15 protein-coding genes are annotated in these 24,039 nt (G+C 46.4%); 2 read left to right on the forward strand and 13 right to left on the reverse strand.

Going from position 1 to position 24,039, the window contains the following annotated elements; translation table 11 throughout:
• Window positions 1–192: 192 nt before the first annotated feature.
• The 6 genes from ACFQ0C_RS22930 to ACFQ0C_RS22955 all read right to left on the reverse strand — a co-directional run bounded on the left by ACFQ0C_RS22930 (window position 193) and on the right by ACFQ0C_RS22955 (window position 13,742).
• The gene (locus ACFQ0C_RS22930) at window positions 193–6,294 is read right to left on the reverse strand and encodes an S-layer homology domain-containing protein (RefSeq protein WP_379369943.1); all 6,102 of its coding nucleotides are present in this window, start codon (window positions 6,292–6,294) and stop codon (window positions 193–195) included.
• The gene (locus ACFQ0C_RS22935) at window positions 6,295–7,626 is read right to left on the reverse strand and encodes a glycoside hydrolase family 28 protein (RefSeq protein WP_379369945.1); all 1,332 of its coding nucleotides are present in this window, start codon (window positions 7,624–7,626) and stop codon (window positions 6,295–6,297) included.
• Between the two features lie 82 nt (window positions 7,627–7,708).
• Window positions 7,709–9,358, reverse strand: a complete 1,650-nt coding sequence (locus tag ACFQ0C_RS22940) for an extracellular solute-binding protein (RefSeq protein WP_379369947.1) — start codon at window positions 9,356–9,358, stop codon at window positions 7,709–7,711.
• Between the two features lie 69 nt (window positions 9,359–9,427).
• A complete protein-coding gene (locus ACFQ0C_RS22945) occupies window positions 9,428–10,303 on the reverse strand; it encodes a carbohydrate ABC transporter permease (protein ID WP_379369949.1) in 876 nt (291 codons plus the stop codon).
• 15 nt (window positions 10,304–10,318) lie between these two features.
• Entirely contained in the window at window positions 10,319–11,281 is a 963-nt protein-coding gene (locus ACFQ0C_RS22950; RefSeq protein WP_171655756.1) for an ABC transporter permease, read from the reverse strand.
• Window positions 11,282–11,492: 211 nt separating this feature from the next.
• Window positions 11,493–13,742: a helix-turn-helix domain-containing protein gene (locus ACFQ0C_RS22955; protein ID WP_379369952.1), complete on the reverse strand. Its 2,250-nt coding sequence runs from the start codon at window positions 13,740–13,742 to the stop codon at window positions 11,493–11,495.
• Between the two features lie 232 nt (window positions 13,743–13,974).
• Here ACFQ0C_RS22955 and ACFQ0C_RS22960 point away from each other — a divergent pair, with 232 nt between their 5' ends.
• Entirely contained in the window at window positions 13,975–16,263 is a 2,289-nt protein-coding gene (locus ACFQ0C_RS22960) for a glycoside hydrolase family 28 protein (protein ID WP_379369954.1), read from the forward strand.
• A gap of 348 nt (window positions 16,264–16,611) precedes the next feature.
• Here the strand turns inward: ACFQ0C_RS22960 and ACFQ0C_RS22965 are convergent, their stop codons facing one another.
• Together ACFQ0C_RS22965 and ACFQ0C_RS22970 are read right to left on the reverse strand one after the other, a co-directional pair.
• On the reverse strand, window positions 16,612–17,454 hold the full coding sequence (locus tag ACFQ0C_RS22965; protein WP_379369956.1) for a TrmH family RNA methyltransferase: 843 nt from the start codon (window positions 17,452–17,454) through the stop codon (window positions 16,612–16,614).
• A gap of 9 nt (window positions 17,455–17,463) precedes the next feature.
• Window positions 17,464–18,123, reverse strand: coding sequence for a potassium channel family protein (locus tag ACFQ0C_RS22970; protein ID WP_379369958.1), 660 nt, complete (start codon window positions 18,121–18,123; stop codon window positions 17,464–17,466).
• Window positions 18,124–18,316: 193 nt separating this feature from the next.
• Here ACFQ0C_RS22970 and sspI point away from each other — a divergent pair, with 193 nt between their 5' ends.
• Window positions 18,317–18,538 carry a small acid-soluble spore protein SspI gene (gene sspI / locus ACFQ0C_RS22975; RefSeq protein ID WP_258214792.1) on the forward strand — a complete coding sequence of 74 codons (222 nt, stop codon included), beginning with the start codon at window positions 18,317–18,319 and terminating at the stop codon, window positions 18,536–18,538.
• A gap of 150 nt (window positions 18,539–18,688) precedes the next feature.
• Here sspI and ACFQ0C_RS22980 read toward each other — a convergent pair whose 3' ends face one another.
• The 5 genes from ACFQ0C_RS22980 to ACFQ0C_RS23000 form a co-directional block, all read right to left on the reverse strand.
• Complete coding sequence (locus ACFQ0C_RS22980; protein WP_379369960.1) at window positions 18,689–19,795, reverse strand: Gfo/Idh/MocA family protein; 1,107 nt, start codon at window positions 19,793–19,795, stop codon at window positions 18,689–18,691.
• A gap of 77 nt (window positions 19,796–19,872) precedes the next feature.
• Window positions 19,873–20,589, reverse strand: a complete 717-nt coding sequence (locus tag ACFQ0C_RS22985) for a ThuA domain-containing protein (protein WP_379369963.1) — start codon at window positions 20,587–20,589, stop codon at window positions 19,873–19,875.
• A 13-nt stretch (window positions 20,590–20,602) separates the two neighbouring features.
• Window positions 20,603–21,763, reverse strand: a complete 1,161-nt coding sequence (locus ACFQ0C_RS22990; protein ID WP_379369965.1) for a Gfo/Idh/MocA family protein — start codon at window positions 21,761–21,763, stop codon at window positions 20,603–20,605.
• Between the two features lie 113 nt (window positions 21,764–21,876).
• Window positions 21,877–22,905 carry a LacI family DNA-binding transcriptional regulator gene (locus ACFQ0C_RS22995; protein WP_379370017.1) on the reverse strand — a complete coding sequence of 343 codons (1,029 nt, stop codon included), beginning with the start codon at window positions 22,903–22,905 and terminating at the stop codon, window positions 21,877–21,879.
• A gap of 183 nt (window positions 22,906–23,088) precedes the next feature.
• Window positions 23,089–23,943 (reverse strand): YheC/YheD family protein, encoded by an 855-nt coding sequence (locus ACFQ0C_RS23000; RefSeq protein ID WP_379369967.1) that lies wholly within the window; start codon window positions 23,941–23,943, stop codon window positions 23,089–23,091.
• Window positions 23,944–24,039: the final 96 nt, after the last annotated feature.

Below are 24,039 nucleotides of genomic sequence, written 5' to 3' on the forward strand. Positions count from 1 at the left end.
GTAGCTACTCCGAATTCAGGGACAGGCGCATTCTCCTTTAACACAATAACCTCTTCACCTCAAAGGACCTCCCATGGGTACTATTACCATTCCCCCATCCACTTCGCCTTCGATCACCTCGTAATATAAAACGAAGCACACCATCAATCCGAACCGGATTCATGATGTGCTTCAGTTGTTCTGTCGTACCCTTTATTGCTTATTAAAGATTCGGTACATGATCACTGCTGCTTCTGCTCTTGTAGTATTACCACGAGGGTTAAGGCGGCTTCCGTCTCCTGTCACTATGCCACCTTTAACCATGGAAGCGACACTTTCCTTTGCATAGGAAGCTACATCGGACTTATCTTTAAATGGTTCAAGATCGGATGTGCTGCCATGTTCACCAGACCCTAGTGTCAGTTGAAGTGCATTTGCGCAAAGCACAATCATATCCTGCCGTGATATTTTATCCTGTGGATTAAACCAGTTTTCCCCGATTCCGTCGCTTATGCCAACCTTCCTTGCAATGCCAAGCTCTTGATAGAAATAGTCTGACTTACTTACATCGCTGAAGTTGCCGTCAATGTCTGCGGAAATTCCCAGAGTTCTCACCAAAAGTACAAGGAAATCTGCTCTTGTTATGCTTTCGGCCGGCGAAAATGTAATATCCGACGTTCCGCTGATAACCCCTTTGGAAGCGAGCACTTCAATCTGCTTTTTCGCCCACCCGTAGCTGCTTATATCATCAAAAGTTTTATAATCGAAAGAGGGGGCATATTTGCCGAAATGCGTCGTTTTAAAAGTAACCATTCCCGTTGCTGTATCATATTTTCCATTCGGCACCTTCACCGCATTTCCATCCCCATCCAAATACAAGACGATGATATGCTCAGGGTCCTTCATTTCCTGATCTGATGGCTTAAACGGTATCGATATCGTAACGGCAGCTTCAGGGTTATCGTATTTTACTATCTGACCGTCAACCTTCATTTGAAGGTCCAGTATGGGCCTATCCCCGATAGTTTCCTTAACCACAAACTCAACAGGAAATGCGATTGTTGATGAAGCCGATACTTCGGAGGGCTTGAGTAAATTACCCGGCAGTTCTATCGTTGCAAACGGAGTCGTAATTGCTATCTTTTGCGTCTTATCTCCGTTTGTTACATAACTTGCGGGCAATACGGGTTCATATACTTTAGTACCGTCCACCTTTGGCACTTGAACTTTTACCGTCTTCACTCCATTATGATCCGCCGCCGCTTTTTCCAATGCATTTTTCAAATCGGCCGCGGAGATTTCCGCTTTTGCCGTTCCTGTCGACTTATCCAGCACTGCATCTACATTTATAGCAGATGAAGCATTAGTGACTTTGGGAGCTGTGGGGTCTATTGTCACTGTCTGAGTGGACGGTTCGTTGTTGGAGCTCCTGTTACTGCTGTTATCAGCCCTTCTGGTTATAGTAAGTATATACGTTTTCGTAGTACCGTCTTGTGCCGTTACAACGACGGATATCGTGTTAGCACCAAAGTTCAGATTCGCCGAGTAATTACCGCCTGACTCGGTCGAAACTCCGTTAACTGCTATGGCAGCATAAGCGGAATTGGCGATTGGAGCAATGGTTACAGCACTTACGGCATAACCGACATTTGCTGTGTAATTGGTTGTTTCCTTATCAAATAAGGGTGTCAGTATATCTGGAGTGACGATGAGACTTCTTAATGCAGCATCGCTGCTCAGCACCAAATCGTTCAAAACGGTCACATTAGCCACGGCCTCGTATACGCGATTGGTAACTGTGATGACCGAGCTTCCTGCGCGGACTGCTGTTATTTTCCCCGAAGCATCCACTGTCGCTACACTTGTATCGGATGATGCAAAAGTACTTGAACCTGTTACGTCCAAAGTATCTCCGTTTTCATAGCTTTGCGTAACTTTAATATTCCGAGCTTCACCAACATGGAGGCTGTACCCTGTCGTACCCAGCACGATACCTGTTGAATTGAACGTATCCACCATCATTACAGGCTCTCTTGCATCCGAAGGAGATACATTCGTTGTGCTGTTTGTAAAAAGTACTCCATCTGCATGCCTGACATAATAACCATAGGCCGGCAGATCTCCCCATATATTCGATTCGGGATACTGTCCGAGCGCATATTCAGGCGGATTTCCAGGCACTGTCGTTCTTCCGCCTTTGTATGTCATATTCACATTGTCGAAATAAATATTTTTTAATCGGTAGTTGGTACCATCCGACATGTTAGCGCCTGATATCGGAGAAGCCCAGGACGTGTTCATATTTTTTCCGATGATATCCTGGAACCGAACCGTATCCATCGTTCCCTTTTTAGCTTTATCGTCTTTTGTCGTACGGTCGCTTCTCTTAGCAAGAATGACAAAGAATGGGTTGCCTGCATCCTGAACATCAATTCTTTGGAAGGTAATGTTGGATACGTCTGCTCCGTCAACCGATTCCACGCACATGGCGCAGTATTTAACGCCCTTGACCATGATGTCTTCAAACCGGACATTTTTAAACGCCCCGTAACTGGCTGTTCCAAACTTCAAGCCGTTTGTACCCGAAGCGGTAACATTGGAATTTCGGACGAGCACGTCCTCAACTCCACGGCGTTTACCGCTTTTAATGCATATCGCATCGTCCCCGGTATTTACCGTTACCTCTTCAATCAATACGTGATGGGAATCGACAATATCAAAACCGTCCCTGTTGCTTGACAGCTTCACATCCAAGTAGATGTTTCTAATAATCAGATAATCGGTTTCCGCATTGACAACGGTCCACATGCCGGATTTCTTAATATATAAATTTTGCATGGTTACGTTGCTGCTAAGTACGGTATAAATAGCCATCGGCCTTGTAGGTTCGCTGCCTACGGCAAAGGAGTCGCCGCTTCCGTCGATGGTTCCTCCACCATCAATGGTCACATTTTCCACATGATCCGCATAAATCAGCGCTTTATTGCAATTGGCTGCAGGACCTAATTGTGTATTGTAAGTAAGCGGATTCGTGTCCGGATAATCGGCGGTGGACGAGCTGCCCTTTAAGGTAGCCGTGGAATCAATATAAAGGGTCATATTGCTCTTTAATTGGATCATCCCTGAAAGGAATATGCCGTCATGTAAGTAAACCGATCCGCCGGTGCCCGCAGCCTCTTCGATGGCAGCTTGTATCGCAGCTGTGTCCTTCGTCAGGCCGTCTCCTATGGCGCCGTAATTTTTAACATCGAATACCGGTGCCGGCGGCCCTCCGATGAAGGTTGCCTGGCTGTATACTTTAACATTGTCAAAGTAAAGCGTGCCGGTATTGCCAGCGTCGATGCCGAAGGATATTTTCCCTACATCCGAAGCCGGGGCCAAAAGGCTGATTCCGCCTACTTTTTTCATTCCGTCAATGTAAAGATCATACTTACTGGCGCCTGTATCGATCACCGCCCTAACGATATACCATTTGTCCGCATTGAAAGATACTCCTGTATTGGTCAACGACCCGTTTTTGTTGTATACAATGTTCCCGTCTTTGAATGCTATGGCCGCTATCGTATTGCCGTTACCGTCATAGATGTATGGGATGTACTTGGTTCCGGCTGTCTCCATGGCTTTAACCTTAGCTTCTATGGTCACTGTTCCGTTTAAAGATGAGAACTTCCTTGCAGCAGCTGCCGCATTCGTTCCAGTGCTTTTAGTTATCATGACGCTCTTATCGACCGGGAACGGGACTTCCTGCACGCTCACAGTACCGCCGGATGTATCTGCTACCCAGCCATTCGGTGTATCTCCTTTTTTATCGCGGTTAAAGTCATCCTTGACCGTAAAACCCGTAGCTGCTATCGGGAAATTCACAGGCGGAGCCGCACTAGTGGCAGTGACTTTACTGCTTTGCGCAGATTCGATCACTTGTCCTCCCGGAGTATCAAACACGGAGGATACCTTGTAATCGTAAGCGGTGTTAGGCGATATGCTGTTATCGATATATGCGGCAATGCCTGGCTGAGATTGTCCGACATAGCTGTACCGGCTATCTCCCGCTTTCGCTCTGTAGATGCTGTATTTCGTAACATTAGCCGCAGGGGTCCAGTTTAATGTTATGGAAGTGCTCCATTCAGCCCCTACGCTAAGTCCTTGAGGGACAGTTAGGGCCGAAATAGAGTTTACGGTCACAGTGGCCTGGACCTGGTACACACTTTGCCCTACTGTATATAATGCATTCAGCTGTGCAGTCCCTGCGCGGATAGCCGTAATTTTCCCTGTTCCGTCAATCGCGGCAACGCTGGACATGGAGGATGCAAACGTACTGCTGCTTGTTACATTCTGAGCGGCTCCGTCCGTGTCAACTGTATTCACTCTCGCATTAAAAGTGTCCCCTTCATAAAGGGTATAGGCCCGTTGGTCAAAGTTAATTCCTGTGATTTGAGCAGGAGGCAGCGTATATACTTTAAAGTTATCGACATAGCTTGTGGATGAGTCACTATTATCCGCTTTAAACATAACCCGTGTAATATTGGTTGTACCGTCAAAAGGAGTGACCAGGTCCGACCTGTCCACCGTTTGCTGAGCCCCGTCGATCCAAAGATCATACGTGTTGGCGTTCGTATTCACGATGATTTTAATGTTATACCACTGGTTCGGGACGAAAGGCTGCGTATTGATTTGCTGGGAAGCGCCGATCGCAACGAAATACCCGTTTCTAAGTCCGAATTTCATCACAGCCTTGTCTTTATTGTTGTAGATGTATGGAGACACGCTGAATTGCGCTCCATTCGTCATAATTCTGGCCTCTATCGCCACTTTCCCGGTAATTCCCGGAAATATATTGTCGGCTTGGGCGGCATCGCTTTTGCTCTTGACGTTCAGGCTCAAGCTTTTGTCCGCTGGGGAAGGAACTTCCGCTACAGTTACCGTTCCGGACCCCGCGTTCGTGCTGGTCCACCCGGCCGGGACCCGTCCCGTTGCAGCTCCGTTGAAGTCGTCATTGACAATAAACCCTGATGCCGCCGGTGTCTCGACACTTACTTTAGGACTTTGAGACGATTCGATCACTTGCCCTCCCGTAGTCGTAAATACGGACGAAACGATGTAATCATACGCTGTGCTTGCCGCTACGGTATTATCCGTAAAAGTGGTTGTTGTCGACTCTCCGACTTTGCTATACAGCCCGCTTCCTGCAGCTGCCCTGTATATATAGTATTTGGCCGCATTCAACGACGCAGACCAATTCAATTGCAGCAATGTGCCCGTCACTGTACCTGCGCTGAGCCCAGTCGGTGCCGTTAGAGCCGGAAGCGGATTGACAATCACCGTTGCCGATGCAGGGGTACCGTATACGCTATTTGAAACCGAGATTTGCGTTGTACCCTGATTGCGAGCAGTAACTCCCCCTGTTGATGGATCAACGGACGCAATTGTCGGATTTAAGGATGAAAAGACATTCCCGCTCGTTAACACTTGCTTGCTATTATCTGAATAAACGGCTTGAACTACAGCATTAAAAACATCGCCTTGATAAACGTTGTAGGTAGCCGAATCAAAAGCTAAACCGGTTACTACAGCCGTAGGCGTTGTTGTATATACTTTTAAATTGTCGTAGTAAATGGCGCCGGTGTTGTTTCCTGTATCCATTTTAAAGGTGACTTTTCCTACTGACCCGCCCGACGCAGCTGCCAGGCCCTGTCCGGTTAATTTGCTGATTCCGTTAATATACAGATCATAGATATCGCTGGATGTATTGATTACCATTTTGAGGTCATACCATGTGCCTTGAGTAAAGGCTTGTACATCTTGCTGGGTCGATCCGCTATTGGCCTTTATTTTTCCGCCGTTCAATTGCAACTTTACTATGGACGAGCCGGCCCCATTCGTTATATAAGGTGCAACCTGGGTTCCGGTCATAGTACCGCTAGACATAATGCTGGCTTCAACAATGACTAAGCCTTTTAACGGTTGGCTTGTAAAATCTAAGGATGACTCCGCCTTGGTCGTACTTGAAGTACTGGTCCTGTTAATTTTTACACTTCTGTTGGATGAATCGGGAACATCCTCCACCGTTACCGAACCGCCTGTCGTAGTGGTTGACCAGAAATTAGTATCCGCTACGCCATTGCCTGCCGAGGACCAATCCGCATAATTAGGTGCTTGACCTGTCGGAAAATGAGTACTGTTGTTAAAATTTTCATTCAGATAGATTTTGTCCGCCCCTGCCGCTTGCACGACCGTTGAGCCCAAGTCATATTGAGGCATCATACCTACTAACATAGCGACTATTAGTAAAATGCTTGATATTCTCTTCTTTCTCATCTATTTCGCCCTCTTCTCGCCTGATTCATCATCCTGCCGGATCATCACCGGCTCCAATCCGGCTGGTGCGTCAAATGAATCCATACGGTCCACCGTCAAATTGCGGACATGATCAGCGTACAGGCGACCCCGGTCGGAAATACTGTCCGACTGTTCATGTCGGATGCAGACATCGTTCAGAAGCAAACCATCAACATGCACAGCGATGAACTGGTATGGATGAACGGTATAATTGATCCTATCCGGATCGAGTTCAACGCGTCGGGCTCCCGGCGGTTTTGTCGGATCCGTCAAATTGCAAGGACCGGATACGTTCCATATGATATTGCGGAAACGTACATTCTCCACGGGCTGCGAAGGAACTCCTTCGATATAGCAGCGCCCTTTCGCCGATACGGTAATGTTATCAAAGGTGATGTTCCGGATGCGTCCAGCCTTCGGTTCCTTGTAATAACGGGGAGTAATGTCCAGTAAAATCGGAAATTCATTGCGTGCTTCAATGACCATGTTGCTGATTACCATATTCTCATATACGCTGCCATCCTTCATGTAAAGCGCAAGCGCCACATCTGTATTATGGATGATGCAGTTATTAAACGTGATGTTGCGAATCGGTCCGATCGCTTCCGTTCCGATTTTAAGAGCAGCATGCCGGGAGCTGAGGATACAGTTGGTAACTGTAATATTTTCGCACACGTCACCTTCCGTGCTTTTAATTACAATGCAATCGTCGCCGGTTTTGATGTTGCAGTCGCTGATAATGACGTTTTTGCAGCCGTCCGGATCAATCCCATCGGTATTGATTCGACCCATGTCGGCGAGGATAGTGACTCCCCGTACCATAACATCCTCGCAGCGCATCAGATGCAACGTCCAAAAGCAAGAATACTGCAAAGTAATGTCCAGAAATTTCGCATTTTTACAACCCCGGTAAAACATGAGCGCAGGCCGAAACTTCACCCCGGCAGCCACGGAAGGAGGCAGAGGGCTGGCGCCTCCGCCATCAATGATCCCTTGTCCGGTAATCGATATGTTTTCCACTTCATCGGCCCAGATCAAAGCTTGAATTTGTCCAGGCAAGTTTCCGTAAGGAGTCTTGCAAATTTCAGGATAGTGGGACGGATCATCAGCCCCTAGAATAACGGCGCCCATCTCCAGATGTAAACATATGTTCGACCTGATATGAATCGTTCCGCAAAGATAAGTTCCCTGCGGGACAACTACCATACCACCGCCGGATTGGCTGCATTCGTCGATAGCGGATTGGATTGCCTCATGATCCAGTGTATGTCCGTCTCCAATGGCGCCAAAATGTTTCACATTATAGCTCATAGTGATCTCCCTTCAAATTGGGTGATGATAGTACAGGCCCCAAAGATTGAAAACACATCTTCGGGGTCCTGTAATCAAATGTTTATTTATTTAAAAATTTATAGATGTCCTGGGTGAGAAACGCCTTGTCTTTGTTGTCCACATACCATTTGGCATACCAATCTTCCAATTGCTTGCCGCCGCCTTTCTCCCATACCGACTTCGCGTCAGAAAGTGCCTTGTCGATCGTGTAAGCCGATCCGCTGACTATCGACTTAGCCCAAAACCCGCTAATTTGCTGGGTAAGATCCGTGTTGATTTTGGCAAGATCCGCCGGCAACGTCGGCATGTGCTCGGAAAGAGTTAAATCAGGTATTGGCCGTTCCGGAGTTTCATAGGCTTCGCGCGCTTGCTTGATAAAGGTCAAATATGCCTGGTGGTCCGGCATCTTCGGATCGAAGGAGCTCTCCGTTTTGTTACAAGCCCCTACCAGGTCCGGCGAAGTTTGCATAGCAAGATCGGGTACGTAAACGAGCTCTTTTTTGTTTCTCTCCATATCGACCGGAATCGGGCAGCCGTTAGGTTCTTGCTTCCAATGGCTTCCTTCCAAACCGTATTTCATGACTTTAGCGGTATCCTTGGACGCCATAAAATCGATGTATTTGATGGCGGCTACGGGATCCTTCGCTCCCCGGTAAACGACGGTGGTCATTTGCGCCGGGTTGAGGAAATTCATGCTGAATTGGCCGAATTGCGTCTTAGGGAGCGGTACTGGCAAAATTTCTGCACTCGGAACATTTTTCTTCAGCGTCTGATAATTGTTCAAGCCGGGATTAAGCTGCTGGGAATGCTGCATCACATACATCCCCAGCTTACCGCTAAGCCAGTCCTGCTTAGCCTTTTCGCCGTTTTTGTCGGTAAGGTAATCTTTGTCCACTACCCCTTCGTCAAACAGCCGCTTTTTAAATTCGTTGCTTGCCTTCGCCCGGTCCCAATCGTATACGAATTTTCCATCCTTCACGACCCAGCCGACATCGCCATACATCTTGCTGATCCCCATGCCGCTATCGGAAGCGAGCGATATTCCGTACGTATTCTTTTTTCCATCGCCGTCAGGATCCTGTTCAGTAAACGCTTTGGCGATCTTAAACAGGTCCTCAGGTGTTTGCGGCATTTGCAAATTCAGCTTTTTCAGCCAATCGGCACGAATAATAAGGGAGTACATGGACATCGTTCCCTGCAAACGGCCAACTTCATACAGCTTGCCGTCCGGTTTCGTTCCCGCCTTTTTTAATTGAGGATATTGTGCCAGAAGTTGTTTGTAATTAGGCGCATACTTGTCAATTAAGTCATCCAGTGGCAGCAGCTGCTTTTGTTGATACAACAGATCGCGGTATTGCGGTTCGTACTCGTTGATGACGTCCGGGACATCCCCCGAAGCGAATAAAGTATTGAACTTGGTGATGGAATCAGTTCTTGGAATCAATACATATTTCACATTTGTAGGGCCGTTTGTATTGACCCAATCGGTCCACCGATTTTTATCCATCGTGCCTTCTTCCGCAGGAACACGTCCCCGATCGTAAAGGGAAACGGTTGCTGCTCCCCTAGCTTCCCCTTGTGCCGCCGTTTTTCCGTTATCCGATTTTTTTTGTTCCGTCTTACCATCTCCATCTCCGCAACCAACGAGCAAAGAACTGGACAAAGCGGTTACTGCAAGTACAGACACCCATTTTTGCGAACGACTGAACATTGTTTTGCCTCCCTGAAAAATTTTTTAGTGGTTATCATCATTTTTTGTGCTTAATATTGACCGAGCATGCTACCCTTTGATGGAGCCGATCATCACTCCTTTGACGAAATATTTTTGCAGAAGCGGATACACTGCCAGCATGGGCGCGATCATGACAACGATGGCTGCACTTTTGATGGAGTCCGGAGTAACCGCTTCCACGTCATCGGGCTGCAAATTGTTCATTTGCTGCAGCAGTTGCTGGCTTTGCACCATTTTCTGAACGAGAACGGTCAAGTTGAAAAACTTCGTATCATTAATGTAAATGAGCACGCTCATAAATGCATTCCAAAAACCGACCCCGTAAAACAGCCCTAATGTTGCGACAACCGGCAAAGAAAGCGGCAATATGACTTGTGCAAGCAATCTCAGCTCTCCGCAGCCGTCAATTCGGGCCGCTTCCTCCATCTCCGCAGGAATGTTTTCAAAAAAGGTACGCATCACAAGCATGTTGTACGTGCTAATAAGTCCAGGAAGCCATAGGGCGCCATACGAATTGACAAGGCCCAGCGACTTAACAAGTAAGAACGTTGGAATCAGCCCGCCGCTAAACAGCATGGTAAACACCATAGCCATAGTGAAAAATTTGCGGCCCCAAAAATATTTGCGCGATAACGGATATGCGGCCATGATGGTAAACAGCATGCTGAGCAGCACGCCGACCAGCGTAATGACTAAGCTGTTCTGAAAGGCCCGGAGAATGTTGGTGCCTTTGAGTAAAGCTTTATATGAATCCAAGTTAAAGCCGATGGGCCACAACGAAACGAATCCGGATGCCACCGCGTTCTGATTGCTGAGTGAAACGGCTACAATATTGATGATCGGCAGCAGACAGCTGAGTGCCACTAAAGTCAAGATGATATAATTGGCCGCATAAAACAGCGATTCGCCCTTTGTGTCGTTCATAACGATCCATCCTTTCTACCAAAGTCCTTGATCAAAGGCACGGGCAATTCGATTAGTGACTGCTACTAGAATAATCCCAATCAGCGATTCGAACAAACCCATTGCCGCGGTCACACTGAAGTTAGCTCCTTGCAACCCTATTTTGAAAATATACGTGCTGATTACCTCGGATACTTGGGAAACAACCTGGTTTTGCATCACGTATACATGATCGAATCCGACCTCCATAACATGACCCATCGATAAAATGAGCATTAACACAATCGTAGGGCGAATACCTGGGAGCGTAACATGCCAAATTTTCCGCCATTTTCCTGCTCCGTCCATATTTGCAGCCTCATATAAGCTCGGATCGATCATGGTGAGCGCAGCTAAATAAATGATGGCGCTAAACCCGGCTTCCTTCCATATGCTCGATCCGATGAAGATCGACATCCAAGGAACCTCATGATAGAGGAAGGCATAGCTAGGAAGGCCGGTCAGTTTCATCAAACCGTTAACAACGCCTGATTGCTCAGCAAATACCGTCACCACAATGCCGCCGACGATAATCCACGAAAGGAAGTGGGGAAGATAGACCAGCGTCTGCACCGCTTTTTTAAACCACAGCCTCCGTGCCTCGTTGAGCATAATAGCGAGAAGAATCGGAAAAGGAAAGCTTAGAAAAACACGGAGACAACTGAGAAGCATCGTGTTGTAGATGATGTCCCGCGTATGGGCGTTTTCAAACAAATATTTGAAATGCTTGAAGCCAACCCACTCGCTGCCGACTATCCCGTCAAAAAAGTTGTAATCCTTGAATGCAATGACTAAACCTAGCATTGGGATATACTTGAATACGAGATAAAACAGGATGACGGGCAAGAACATGGCCATGAGAGGAATGTTTTGTTTAATAATCCGTTTCCTGCGCAGTTTCACGTTCATGTCCGCATGCTTCATAGCGTCTTCAGACAAAAGGGGATGGACAGTGTTCATAAGAATAAATCACCTCTCTTTCGTTTGTAAAATCATCTGCTCGCAAATCCATCTTAACGGGAGTGGCCAGAGGCGTACATAGATATGTTTTAAGGCGATATGCAAAAACAAAAAACCTCCTTTCTCGGCTCGTTTCCTCGCAATAAGGAGTCGTTAAGCCTTGAAAAGAGGGCAGTATGCTTTTTGTGACAGAGTATGCAATTAAGCAAAATCAAGCTAACATCCCTTTTTTGTAATCACCCGGGGTGGTTCCGACATGCTTTTTGAATACGCGGATGAATGATACCGGTAAAGTATAGCCAACCTGAACAGATACGTCCTGGATGGTAAGATTCGTTCCCGTCAGAAGCTTCTTGGCCTGCTCTATCCGCATTTTGGTCAAGTAATCAATGAACTTCTCGCCGAATTCTTCTTTGAATAGCCGGCTTAAGTAGTTGGGGTGCAATTCGAATTGATCGCTTAGCGAGGTTAGACTAAGGTCGGGATCGGCAAAGTGCGATTCGATGTACGCCTTCATATCGCCAATTAGATGATAATGAGTTTTGCTTTCACGGATGCGGCGCATATCTTCGGCCGTTCGATTCAGCACATCATAAAAGCGCGCGTCCAGCTCCGCCACTGTATCGAATTGCTCCAATATCGCATTGTATTCAGGCAAACTTTGCTCCCAAACCTGATGCAATTCTTCGGATAATTCCATCGATTCGCGGTACATTTGGTAGGTCATATAATTCATCATGCTAATTAATTCGTCTTTGGGGATAGGCTCGGACTGAATCTCTTCAAACATCTTGGCATATTCTTGCTTCCAATTTTCGTCGCCAAGACGATACGATTGGGTAATAGCCCGGATTCTTTGCAGGTTTTTGAACATGTCCTTGTAAATTGGCTGTCTAACCATTTGGTTATGCTCCAACAACCGGTTGTTTCCGAGCGTTGATTTGTATTGCAGCGCCTCTAGCGCATCGTTGTATGCATCCGGAACCTCTTCCATTCGACGGGCGAGGGAGCTGACGCCGATCGTAATCGTAAACGGTAAATTGGCAGCCACCCAACGAATGGTTTCTTCTCCAACCATATGCATCTTATCGTTGTCTTCTATGCTATTGGCAATAGGGAACAACGCTCCCAACCGATGCGCATCGATCCATTCCGCCCATACCACACATGCATGATTCTGACAAACTTCCTTCAAAACGCTGCTTATGATAAATTTCAGAAGGTTTTGATCTTTCATGTTATAGGTTCTAATAAATTCTGAATACTTATCCATTTCCACCACAATGACGACAAAACCTTCGGAATCCCCTCTCAAGCCATAATGCTGAATTTCATCCGCCCACTTCGAAGGATCGTCCATAAGGTTGCCTTCGAGCAATTCTTGAAAGAAATGCTTGCTTCGATATACTTGATTTTCTTCATTCTGCTTCTTGTAATGTATCGACTGCTCAATTAAATTATCGATGCCTGACTCAATGAACTTGAACTCGTCGCTATCCGTTTTTCCCGCAAAAGCGAGATTACTGCCGTTCTGCGAATATTTGTAAATGTGGTTCATAATCATTTCGATCGGCTTGTAGTTTTTACGTGTAATATAAAAAACCCACAAACCTCCGGCTAATAGGGTAAGCATTCCAATGCTCATCCACACATAACTCAATACCGAGAATAATCCGAACAAATGCTTGTCTGAGAAACTACTATTTCCCACCCATTTCGTGTAATCCGAAGTCACCTTCGTATAAGGGAAAGGAAAGGCTTGTACGGTTGTATCCGCCATCCTTCCGCTGTTGCCGAATAAAAACAATCCATCCTGATCAAAGACATCAATTTGGCTTATCTTTGAATCAAGCATCGGCTGGACGAGCTGCCTAAGTGAATCCAATCGAATATTAACTATTATATAACCTTCATTTCCAAACGGTGGCATCATCCTTTTGACAAGAGTCACAACAGGCTTACTGGTTTGGACTTCTTCATTTTCTTTGTACATTCGCAAACCGGTATTTCGCCTCGGAACACCGTCTTGTATCAAATGCAGCAAAAATTTGCGATCCCCAAATTCAGCCATCGATGGTGAAGATTTTTCCGTAAGCAATTTTTGATCGGAATTGCGATACAAATAAACCGAATCGATCAATGGGACATACCGCAGCAGATCGTACAATACTTTCGATGCCTCAAAATCATTGAAGTACTTGCTTGTTGAGAAATCATTTCTGAAGAAAAGCTCCAACTTTTCGTTAGACATCACTTCTTTAGTGATCGTTTGATCTATCGAAATGAGGGAAGAGTCGAGTGTTTCAAGAATGCGTTTCACAAAAATTTCGTTCGCTTTTTTTGCCTCCTCTTTCGAGAACTCACTCATGGACATAAAGAAAATGAGAATCAGTATGGCTACGACAATAAAAAAAACAGGGAGATAAGAAAGCAGCAAACGGTTGCGCCAATTAATTCTCATAATACCTCCTCAAGGGATCGGTCTATCCTGATTTATTTTCATTATATCTAAAAGCTCGCTTAGCGGAAGTCACATGCGGATAGTCAAGCTTGGTTCCCTTTGTAAAAGTCACCTATTTTTCTTTTTGCATATCACATTAAAACATGTAAATATACACCAGCAGTCATCTCCATTACGATTAATTTGCAGCTCAAATTGCACTAAAAAACAATGTGAATGGGAGATGATAAGAATGATGAGGATGAAAATCTTTGTACATCCTTTGATCAAGGTACTGATCATTGCGAGTATGATGTTCGGCTTTTACCCAAGTGAGTATATGGTTAAGGCTGCGGGAACCACTACCGTAATCGTGGATACTTCCCTACCGGTGCCGCAAGGACTTTCAGTGGGAACGGTAAGAAGCACTTCGGTAGCCTTAACATGGACTACGGTTTCCGGCGCGACAAAATACAGTATATACAGGGCAGATGCGGGAAGCACACAATTTAATTATGTCGGGCAATCCCAGCCTGGAATCGCTACCTATATCGACAACAACATTTCACCAAGCACTACCTACGATTATAAAGTATCTTCCGTATTTGTCGATACAGGAGGACAAGCTAGCGAATCCCCACAAAGTACTAAGGTGACAGTGACGTCTGCAGCACCGCCGGCAAACTTCCCTACCTCCGCGACAGGTTATACGGTTAATGATAACTTTAACGGAAATACAACGGGAGCTGCGCCGTCCGGCTGGAACCCGAACACCTCGGGAGGCACGGTTACCGTTCAGGAAGTACCGTTCCCTACCGATAAGAGCGTGAAAATATACAAAAGCTCAACATCGAACGACGCCGCTGCTACCAGATGGTTTTCCTCCTTAAGCGGCAAGGTGACGGTTGAGGCAAAAGTAAAAACGACAGAAAATAATGGGGTTCGATACATCCCTAATATTTATGACAGCAACGGAAATAAAATAGCTTCTGTAGCTTTCTCGAACGGTAATATCGCGTATAACAATAACGGGACCTTAACCAATATTGATCCCTATGATGCTGATAAATGGTACATTATCAAAGTGGTGCTGGATACCACTGCCAATACGTATGACGTATTCGTAGACGGAATAAGAAAGGTAAGCTCCATTAACTTCCTGTACGCATCCAACAATGTCGGGCAGGCAGGTTTCAGAATCAATTCAGGTGATACCGGAACGCTTTATTTCGACAATGTCAAGGTATACAGTCAGTCCACTTTTATCGGAGGACCGCCATCACCGGTATTTGATGTGAAAAACTATGGGGCTAAAGGAGACGGCTCAACTAAGGATACTGCCGCCATACAGGCAGCCATTAACGCTGCTGCGGGCACGGGCGGGTCGGTTTATTTGCATGATGGCATTTTTTTGTCGGGGATGATCCAACTCAAGAGTAATATGACATTATACATTGACTATTCGGCAACCTTAAAAGGCAGTACCTCCATCTCGGATTATCCGGACACCCACCCGCTGACTTACAATACCCAATTGGGGCCCAACTCGAATGTCAATAAAGCTTTAATTTATGTAAACAACGTTGAGAATGTGAGAATTGACGGAGGCGGCAACATCGATGGCAATGGCGACTCGTTTACAACCGGCTCGGAGCCTCAAAGACCCTCAGCCATTTATACCGTACTAAGCAGCATGGTAACGATCCAAAATTTATACATCAAGAAATCAGGTATGTGGACCGTGGTGCTTGCAGAAACTGATTATTTGACATTAAGGAATTTGAGTTTACATGTCAATATATTAAGTAATAGGGACGGCATTGATATTGTTGATTCTAAGCATGTTTTGGTTGAAGACGTCACGGTGAATACCGGGGATGACGCCATTTGCATCAAGAGCGGCAAGCGTCGCGGAGTAGAGGACGTACTCGTCAAGAACTCCAATGTAACGGCTTCCAGTACAAACGGATTAAAATTCGGAACTGCCAGTTACGGAGCTTTCAAAAACGTTAAATTTCAGGATATCATGATCAAGGATGTAAAATATTGCGCTATGTGTGTCGAGTCCGTCGATGGGGCGGATGTAAAAGACATCACATTCCAGAATATCGACGTTCAAAATGCAGGAAATCCTTTTTTTGTCATCCTAGGGAAGAGAAGCGACCGTACTACCCAAGATGATGTACCTAAAACGGGAACCATGGATACGGTCAAATTCCAGAATATTATCGGGAAAAACATGAAAAATACGTGGGGCTCTCCGATTTCAGGCGCAAATATGTCGGACGGTACCAAATACAGAATAAAAAATATTTATTTCGATAATGTCAATATAACCTACAAAGGCGGTAAAACATCGGTGCCGGGAAATCCGCCGGAATATGCTCTTGGCCAATATCCCGAGTCCAATCTTTGGGGCGACCTTCCTGCATACGGGTATTACATCAGGCATGCGGATGGAGTTTTTTTTACAAACAGCAGCACAACGAATGTATCTCCCTCGGATGTAAGAAGCTCTACTATAAAAAATGATGTAAATTAGTCTGTGGTCCGACGCAAAAGTTCTGCAACAATAGATTGGGGAGGGGTAATGGTTTAGTTTTGTGATGGTTCAGCATAAATTAGAAAAAAAAGAGTCGTAAAACCGCGTAACTCCGTTCATTTTGGTTCTTATTAAATTGTAAGAAGTGATGTACCACGGGTTATCAACTTTTTCCAAATAATTTCCAGACTTATTAAACTTTCGCAAGAAATCATAATTTATTAAAACATAAAAAATCCCGATGTATCAAGGCTTTAAGCCACATCGGGACTAGTCTAAGTAGTGACAAAATTACGTTCCAAATCTATGACAAATGACGTTCCAAACGGTGACAAATTGAATTACAACTCACATAGTTACACAAATTATTGTTTGGTGAAACATCCGCTGCCGCATAGCTTCGAACAACACTACAGTTGCCGCCATTGCCGCATTAAGCGATTCCGCTCTGCCCTGCATCGGGATGCGAATTTGCTCGGTGGTTAAGGCTGTTACCTCCGGTGAGACGCCCTGCCCTTCGTTGCCGATTACGAACCATACAGGCTGGCGAAAGTCGAACTCGTAGCAATCCGATACTCCCTGCAGGCTCGTCGTTATAACGGCGACTCCATGTGCAGCCGCTTCGGGAAGAACCAACTGCAAATCGCCCTGAGCGATAGGCAGATGAAACATAGACCCCATCGTGGAACGTACGGTCTTGGGGTTATACAAGTCTACGGTTCCTTTACCCAGCAGGATTCCGGTTGCACCAACCGCATCGGCGCTGCGAATAATGGTACCCAGATTTCCCGGGTCCTGCATCCCGTCAATGACTACTACAAGTCCGGGCGTGACACCCGACTCTAGCAAATCTGCCGGCTCCCAATGGAGCTTGCGGAGCACGGCAAACACCGCCTGCGGCGTTAACGTATCCGTACATTTGCTCAGTACCGGCTCTGTTACCGCCAAGCATTCGATCCCTACAGCCGCTGCCCGCTCCAGCATTCCAGCAGGCAGCTCGCGGAGTCGCTCACCGGCGTAAACCAATGTATCTATAGCAGCTCCAGATGCTAACGCTTCCTGCACGAGATGCACACCTTCAATGATAAACTGCCCTTGCTTTTCTCTGCCCTTCTTATCGAGCAGCTGTGTCCATCCCTTGACTCGGGGATTTTGGACGGAGGTGATGATCGGAACTTCCTGCTTTGTCATATCTATTAGCTACTCCGTAAATGTTATTTCGAAATGTTGTAAATTTTCGTTTTTACCTACAATAATTAAGATATCATTTTCCTTAATCAAATCTTCTGCTTGGGGAGCAATATTGATATGAGTGCCTGTTTTAATTCCAATCACGTTGCAGCCGTATTTGGCACGGATGTCAAGCTGTCGCAGATTTTTACCAACCATAGTCCGTGTTGCCCGAATTTCGGCTATACTATGATCCTCTGAGAGCTCGATATAATCAATGATATTAGAAGAAATCAAATGATGCGCTACCCGCTGACCCATATCTCGCTCAGGATAAATCACTTTATCCGCACCGATTTTCTTGACTACTTTGCCATGCAGCTCATTTTGAGCCTTGACCACAACTTTAGGTACGCCCAATTCTTTTAAAATAATAGTTGTTAAAATACTCGACTGAATGTCTTCCCCAATGGCAACTACAACAACGTCAAAATTACGCAAGCCTAAGGCCCGAAGTGCTTCCTCATCCGTTGAATCCGCCTGCACCACATGTGTAACAATATGGGAAACCTCTTGTGTTCGCTGTTCGTTGCTATCAATGGCAAGCACTTCAAAACCAAGGCTGTGCAAAGTTTTAGCAACACTAGATCCGAATCGTCCCATCCCGATAACTGCAAATTGCTTTTTCATGAACATCATCCCCTCATTACCAAAGCTTAAGGTTACCACCTGACAACATAATTACTAGTATACCACAAAATGAATCCATCATTACTCAGCATGAAGCCCAACCGTTTGGTGCATATTAATTTAAGTAGAAAAGCATCTGATTGAAGCACTTTTGAAGCCATAAACCAAGAGACGATAAAGCGAGGAAACTTCCATGAATTTAAACCTGAGACAGGCGATCGTTCAGCGTATTTCAGACAAAAATGATGAAGAATTAATTGGCGTGGTTGAAGATTCCATAGGTGGACAAGAGCAGGTTTTGCCCGGATTGGGCGTATTGTTTGAAATGATCTGGCAGCACAGCGGAGAAGAACTGCACAATCAAATGATTACCTCCTTAAAAGAACATCTGGCAACAATCGAGACACCTGGCTGAGCCCCCCTCCCGGGAAACTTCACTCCATCAAAATCTGCAATTTTTAACTAAAAAAAGCCACGCAAGAGCCGTGAGTCAGAATCCACTTTCTTAGGAATCTGCTTCGGCTTGCTGTGGCTTTTCTATTTTAGTAAATTCGGTATAAAATGATTAGTCCAAAATGCCCTTAACCAGATTGCCCGGCATCGGCTTCGGTTTCTCGCAGCTGCTTTGCATAATGTAATGCTTGCCTTCCTTCGAAGCATCATGGAATCCATGCATCGCTTCCAAAATGTGATAGGCCAACTCACCATTTGCTCTGTTAGTGCGACCATTACGTATGGCGAATGCCATATCCAGTACGCCTAAACCGCGGCTGTTATCCGCATAACCATGTGTCAAAGGAATTTCGCTGAATTCCTTCGAATCCCAGCGTCTAACGCTCACGGGCCCTCCGAATGTATTCGGGTCGGGAACGCTGAGGGTGCCCTCACTGCCGTAAATTTCGATCCGCGGCAGCTGGGACCCTCCGAAGGCGTCGAAGCTTGTAATAATCGTACCGATTGCTCCGTTATGGAAGTCAAGTACACCGGCGATATGCGTCGGTGTTTCTACTTTAATTTTGCCGCCAAATTTTGGCTCGCTTGTGATGGTACGTTCCGGGTAAGAAATTTTAGCTGAACCGGTAACACGTTGAATAGGTCCCAGCATAGCAACCAAAGCAGTCAAATAATAAGGCCCCATATCGAACATAGGACCGCCGCCAAGGGCATAATAAAACTCAGGATCGGGATGCCAATGCTCATGTCCTTTTCCGATCATGAACGCGGAGGCTGCGACTGGAGTACCAATCCAGCCGTCTTCAATCAGCTTGATGCAGGTCTGGATTCCGCCGCCCAAGAATGTATCCGGCGCACTGCCTACAAGCTTGCCCTGTCGTTTGGCAACGGCCAAGATTTCCTGTCCTTCCTCACGAGTAACCGCAAGCGGCTTCTCTACATACACATGCTTGCCCGCTTCCAAAGCCTGAATGCAGACGCTCGCATGCGCTGCTGGAATCGTCAAATTGATAACCAGATCGATGTCCGGATCCGCCAACAGCTCTTCTACCGTATAAGCTTTCGCGATTCCGTGCTCCTCAGCGCTCGCTTGTGCGCGGGCTACATTCAAATCTGCGCAAGCCACAACCTCCAAAGCCGTGGAGAAGGCTCTGCAATTTTTAAAATAAATACTGCTGATTTTACCGCAGCCGATTATACCGATTCTTACTTTCTCCATAATGATTGGTTCCTCCCATTTATCCTACTCGTTACTGATTATTCCTGCAGATTCATACCAGCTTATAAAAGCTTAAGTTAGTTGCTGTCACCCATGCCCGAATATTTAATATCTCTAACAACGCCATTGGAGGCTGTCTTGCCTTCCGCTGCCCACAAAAAGCCGCGCCGCATCATTAACGTAACCTCCGGCATTTCAACAATGTTTGCTTTATGTCCAAGAGAGCAGTAATAAACGCGTCCAGCACCCCAGCGCTTCGTCCATACAACCGGCATATCGACGGCACCATTTGTTGAATGAGGTCCTTCTACGACAGGAAAACGGGTTGTAGCCAGCACTTCCACAGCCGGATCGATATGTAAGTAATACTGCTCACTTTTTACTGTAAAATCTTCAATTCCCGCCAAAATTGCACTTGAAGACTGTTTAATATTTACTACATATTCAACTCCGTCATTGCCCGGATGCGCCACCCATTGGCCCCCAGTCATGAACTGCCAATCCACATTATTGCGGAAGGAATCACACATGCCTCCATGGAGACCCGCAATTCCGACTCCGCTCTGCACGGCAGCGGTTACATTCTTTGCCCACTGCTTGTCGATTTCACCCATCGTCCATGAAGGTACAATCAGATCAAGCCCCAACAGCTTATCTGCATCTGCAAACGATTCCAACGTATCGGATACCTCAACTTCAAATCCTTCACTCACCAGAATACGATGAAAAATTTCCGATACTTCCTTCGGTTCATGGCCCTGCCATCCACCTTGCACGATCAATGCTTTTTTCATGCTGTACGCTCCTTTATACTTCGTCTATTTTGACCCAACGGCGCTCCGCAATCGAGCGATCGACAGCTTCCAATACTTCCTGACACTTAACACCATCTACAAAATTAGGGACAGGCTGGCGGTCTTCCTCCAGAGCTTGCATCAATTCAACGACTTCATGGACAAAAGTGTGCTCGTATCCTATGGTATGACCAGCCGGCCACCAAGCATCCATATAAGCATGAGCCGGATCGGTTGCCAGCACCCGACGGAATCCTTGTACATCCTCTGCATCGTCCGTAAAATATACCTGAAGCTCGTTCATCCGTTCGAAGTCGAACTTCACACTGCCTTTACTTCCATTAATTTCAAAAGAATTCGTGCAGCGATGCCCCGGAGCGAAACGAGTCGCTTCAAAGCTGCCCAACGCACCATTCTCAAAACGGCTCATAAACAGAGTCGCATCATCGACGGTTACAGCCCCTTTGGGCGCATCCTTACTGCCCTTGGCGCTGAGTCCTGTCATCGAGGTCGGCAATGGACGTTCCTTGATGAACGTCTCACTCATTCCGATAACCTCCGTCATACCGCCAATCAAATAATGTGACAAGTCGATCAAATGTGCGCCCAGATCGCCGTGTGAGCCTGAGCCGGCAATCTCCTTTTGCAGCCTCCATACAAGAGGGAAGTTCGGATCTACGATCCAATCCTGCAAAAACCATGCACGGAAATGATAGATTTGACCGAGGCGACCTTCGTCAATCAGCTTCTTCGCGAGTTGAACCGCAGGTGCAAACCGGTAATTGAAGCCTACCATGTGCTTGACGCCCGCTTCCTCGGCAGCTTTCAGCATCTCCCTCGAATCGGGAAGCGTCAGCGCAAGCGGCTTCTCGCAGAATAGATGCTTGCCAGCCTTGGCCGCGGCTAAGGCAATCTCCTTGTGCGCATCGCTTGGAGCGTTGATATCGATCAGATCGATATCATCCCGCTTCAGCAGCTCGCGCCAATCGGTTACGTACCCTTCCCAGCCGAATTGCTCGGCCGCCTGGGCCACACCCGCTTCATCGCGGCCGCATATCAGCTTCATCACAGGACGCGATGACTTCGGGAAAAACATATGTAAATCACGGTAAGCATGACTATGAGCCTTGCCCATAAACTTATAACCAACCATTCCAACATTGATCTGCTTCATCCCAATTCTCCTCCTATCATATTGTGGCAGGAGTCTGTTCGACGAAAGCAACCCATGAATTTGTATTCACGAAGATTAAATCGTCGAAAGGACTCCTGGATAGATTTCCTTCACTATGATTTATGGCAGGACTGCCTGATGATGAGCTCGGTTTCCAGCTTGAGCTGAAATCCCCCTGGCTCACCGTTCACCTGCTCCAGCAGCCGCTGTGCCGCCAGGCTGCCCATCTCATAGAATGGCACCGCTACACTCGTCAGCGGTGGATCCGTTACTCGGGCTGCGTCGGAATTATCGCAGCCAATTACAGCCACATCGCGGCCGGCTTCCCAGCCCAGCTCGCGCAGCCCTTGCATCAGCCCGATCGCCATCCGATCGTTCGCAGCGAACACAGCGTCGATCTCCTGACGACGCTCATATATTGCAGCAGCCGCACGATATCCGCTTGTGCGACTATAATTGCCTTCATAGTACAAATGCGCCAGCTTCTCCGGCTCCATCCCTGATTCCCGCATAGCTTGGATATATCCTTGCCGACGATCCCCGCTGTTGGAAAACTGCGAAGAGCCGTTTAAGAAAGCTATTCGGCTGTATCCCTTTTCCAGCAAATGCTTCACAGCACGGTAGCTGCCTGCTGTATGGTCCGCATCCACCTCATTGAACCGCTCGCCTGAGAAGTGCTGGTTGACCAAACAGAACGGATGCCCGCCCTCTTCCAGCTTCTTTAGCTGCAGCCTCTCGCGTGTCGTATCGGCAGCGCCCAGAATAATGCATGCGTCTACCTTTTGCGAACGAAAAACATCATTGTAATCGCTATCTTCATCTTGTGAACGGAACATCAAAAGCAGATCGTAGCCCATTTCCTTTACTTTTGCGCCTATTCCGCTTAATACCTCTGAGAAATAGTAGGTTGAAAACAGATGAACCTTAGGAACATAAGGAAGCACAACGCCCAAGTTACCGCTTCTGCGGCGGGCAAAGCTCTGAGCAATCGCATTGGGATGATAGTTTAGGGTCTTCGCTGCTTCCAGCACCCGCTGCTTCGTTTCTTCTTTCATCGGACCTATGCCGTTGAATACCCTCGAAACAGTAGCTTCGGATACTCCCGCTAACTCAGCAACTTCCTTTCTGGTTACAATAAGGATGTCCCCCCTTTATAGGATAAAATTTGAAAACAAATGATTTATGTACACGCGTTCATTTTCTCATGGAGTATGTATGTTGTCAATGCTCTTCTTACTGCTTTTTCGTTTCTCATCCCTTCATTTAGAATTCGGAAGGCCAGCCGTCAAGGGCCAGCCAATAATCCGCGTATCTGACCGTGTCACTCAAAATCTGCCATAAGCTTTGGCGTAACGATGAATTTTTCTAAAAATCCTCTTATCCTTCAGCTTGCAAAATATATACGGATCCGGACAAGTGTTGACTTCCAGCACCCACGGATGCAGGCGTTCATCCAGCGCAACATCCAAGCCTATTTCTTTAAGACGACGAAATCTGGAATGCAGCTGATGAGCTGTTTTCAAGCCAAGTGCATTAAGACGAGCAATATATTTACGCTTCTCATTTCCGGTCAGATAGGGTGACAATAAGGTCTCTATTGGCTTGAGCTTTCCTCCGTTGTGAACGTTCGTGACCACTTTTCTGGGATCACCCACACGGCCGATTACGCCGGTAGTCTCCCATTTTTTTTGCGGCGTTTGCTGTACCATAACACGGATATCAAAACGTCGATTGCGGTATTTTGTCAGATTGATACCCTTTTGCACTAAGTAAAGTCTATTTTTTGTACGTTTAAGAATGGAATTATACAGATCCTCAAAATTTGTAAAGCTCCTGACATCCAAACCATTCTGATAGCGGAAGCTCTCCCCGTCTTCCTCCGAACCTATTGAAGTCATTTCCACTTTCATAACTCCATTCCCATAGGTCCCTTTATCCGGCTTAATGTAAACCATTTTATATTTCCCCAGCAGCTCACGGAGCGATGCCCTTGATAATTTCATTGTATCTGGAATATACATTCTCATCTCGGGCTTCTTTAATAACACTTTTGTTTTCTTCCATTTGCTTATGACATAGCCTTGAGCTTTGCCGATTCCACTACCTGGAGCTTTACCTGAAACCTTCACTTTAACCTTGTCCTTGCTCTTGATAAAGGCTTTGCCCTTGATTGTGCGCATAATGTCCACCTTTCTCTAAATACCTAATTCCGCCAAAATCTAAACATCTTATTGTATGCGGTACAGATGCTCCTTGTCAGAGGCTAATGCCCAAAT

The sequence above is a fragment of the Paenibacillus sp. GCM10027630 genome (assembly GCF_042676305.1).
GTDB lineage: Bacteria > Bacillota > Bacilli > Paenibacillales > NBRC-103111 > Paenibacillus_S.

Coding starts and splice junctions, on each gene's coding strand:
- ACFQ0C_RS22930 (WP_379369943.1), bottom strand. CDS start 6,294: ATGAGAAAGAAGAGAATATCAAGCATTTTACTAATAGTCGCTATGTTA.
- ACFQ0C_RS22935 (WP_379369945.1), bottom strand. CDS start 7,626: ATGAGCTATAATGTGAAACATTTTGGCGCCATTGGAGACGGACATACA.
- ACFQ0C_RS22940 (WP_379369947.1), bottom strand. CDS start 9,358: ATGTTCAGTCGTTCGCAAAAATGGGTGTCTGTACTTGCAGTAACCGCT.
- ACFQ0C_RS22945 (WP_379369949.1), bottom strand. CDS start 10,303: ATGAACGACACAAAGGGCGAATCGCTGTTTTATGCGGCCAATTATATC.
- ACFQ0C_RS22950 (WP_171655756.1), bottom strand. CDS start 11,281: ATGAACACTGTCCATCCCCTTTTGTCTGAAGACGCTATGAAGCATGCG.
- ACFQ0C_RS22955 (WP_379369952.1), bottom strand. CDS start 13,742: ATGAGAATTAATTGGCGCAACCGTTTGCTGCTTTCTTATCTCCCTGTT.
- ACFQ0C_RS22960 (WP_379369954.1), top strand. CDS start 13,975: ATGATGAGGATGAAAATCTTTGTACATCCTTTGATCAAGGTACTGATC.
- ACFQ0C_RS22965 (WP_379369956.1), bottom strand. CDS start 17,454: ATGACAAAGCAGGAAGTTCCGATCATCACCTCCGTCCAAAATCCCCGA.
- ACFQ0C_RS22970 (WP_379369958.1), bottom strand. CDS start 18,123: ATGAAAAAGCAATTTGCAGTTATCGGGATGGGACGATTCGGATCTAGT.
- sspI (WP_258214792.1), top strand. CDS start 18,317: ATGAATTTAAACCTGAGACAGGCGATCGTTCAGCGTATTTCAGACAAA.
- ACFQ0C_RS22980 (WP_379369960.1), bottom strand. CDS start 19,795: ATGGAGAAAGTAAGAATCGGTATAATCGGCTGCGGTAAAATCAGCAGT.
- ACFQ0C_RS22985 (WP_379369963.1), bottom strand. CDS start 20,589: ATGAAAAAAGCATTGATCGTGCAAGGTGGATGGCAGGGCCATGAACCG.
- ACFQ0C_RS22990 (WP_379369965.1), bottom strand. CDS start 21,763: ATGAAGCAGATCAATGTTGGAATGGTTGGTTATAAGTTTATGGGCAAG.
- ACFQ0C_RS23000 (WP_379369967.1), bottom strand. CDS start 23,943: ATGCGCACAATCAAGGGCAAAGCCTTTATCAAGAGCAAGGACAAGGTT.